The organism is Agromyces binzhouensis (genome assembly GCF_004135055.1).
GTDB classification, from domain to species: domain Bacteria; phylum Actinomycetota; class Actinomycetes; order Actinomycetales; family Microbacteriaceae; genus Agromyces; species Agromyces binzhouensis.
In genome coordinates this window covers 1-1,134 of sequence record NZ_SDPL01000650.1, presented here as the reverse complement: position 1 = coordinate 1,134, position 1,134 = coordinate 1, and the positions used below count along the sequence as shown (strand labels likewise).

Annotated in this window: 1 protein-coding gene; it reads left to right on the top strand. The window is 72.9% G+C overall.

Going from position 1 to position 1,134, the window contains the following annotated elements; genetic code table 11:
• Nucleotides 1-102: 102 nt before the first annotated feature.
• Nucleotides 103-1,134: YihY/virulence factor BrkB family protein (locus ESO86_RS17385; protein WP_165308322.1), on the top strand; the 1,032-nt coding region annotated here is incomplete at its 3' end.

Genomic DNA, 1,134 nt, shown 5'->3' with positions numbered 1-1,134 from the left:
GCGCGCAGGCCAAGGCCGACCGCGCGGCACGTCCGCCGCGAGGCCGGGCGGCGCGCGCGTCAAGGCCCTGATCGGGGGCGTCGCGCTCGCTAGCCTGACGGGATGAGCGAGCAGACGGGGGAGACCACCGCCGGCGGCGGATTCCGCGAACGGGTCACGCGCATCGTGCAGTGGGTGCTGAGCACCAAGCCTGTGCGCGCGTTCCTGCTCTACCAGGAGCAGCACGGGGCGGTGCTCGCCGACAGCGTCACCTATCGGACGCTCTTCTCGGTCTTCGCCGGCACCTTCCTCGGCTTCGCGGTCGCGGGCATCTGGCTCGCGGGCAACCCCGACGCGATCGACGCGATCGTGACCACCGTGAGCGGGGTGATCCCCGGCCTCATCGGCGAGGGGGCGGTGATCGACCCGGAGACCCTGATCCAGCCCATCACCCTGAGCATCGCCGGATCGCTCGCCCTCATCGGCCTCGTCGGCGCCGCGATCGGCGCGATCCGCTCGCTCCGGATCGCGCTGCGACAGCTGGCGGGGCGCCCCGACGACGACCGCTTCTTCCTCTGGCAGCTGCTCCGCGACCTCCTGATCGCGATCGGCTTCGGGGGGCTCCTCGTGGCGGGCGCGGTCGTCACGGTGGTCGGCACCGGGGCACTCGACGCGATCGGCGGATGGCTCGGCCGACCCTTCGGCGGTGCGCTGCTCGACACCGGCTCGCGCGCGCTCTCGGTCCTCGTCGCCTTCGCGATCGACACCGCGGTGATCGCCGGGCTGTTCCGACTGCTCGCCGGACTCCGACCGAGCGCCCGAGCGCTGTGGTCGGGGTCGCTCCTGGGCGGCGCGGGTCTGACGGTGCTCCAGGTGCTGTCGAGCCTGTTCGTCGGCGGGGCGACGAACAACCCGCTGGTCGCCTCGTTCGGTTCCCTCATCGCACTGCTGATCTGGCTCAACCTGTCGAGCCAGGTGGTGCTCATCGCGAGCGCCTACATCGTCACCGGCGTCGACGAGGAGAGCGACCGGGTCGCTGCCAGGTACGGTGCGACGTCGATGGCGCTGCGCCGCCTGAAGCGCGCCGAGCGCCGGGCGGCGGATGCGGCGGCCGAGGTCGCCGCCGCCCGTGACGCGTTGCCCGGCGTGACCGAC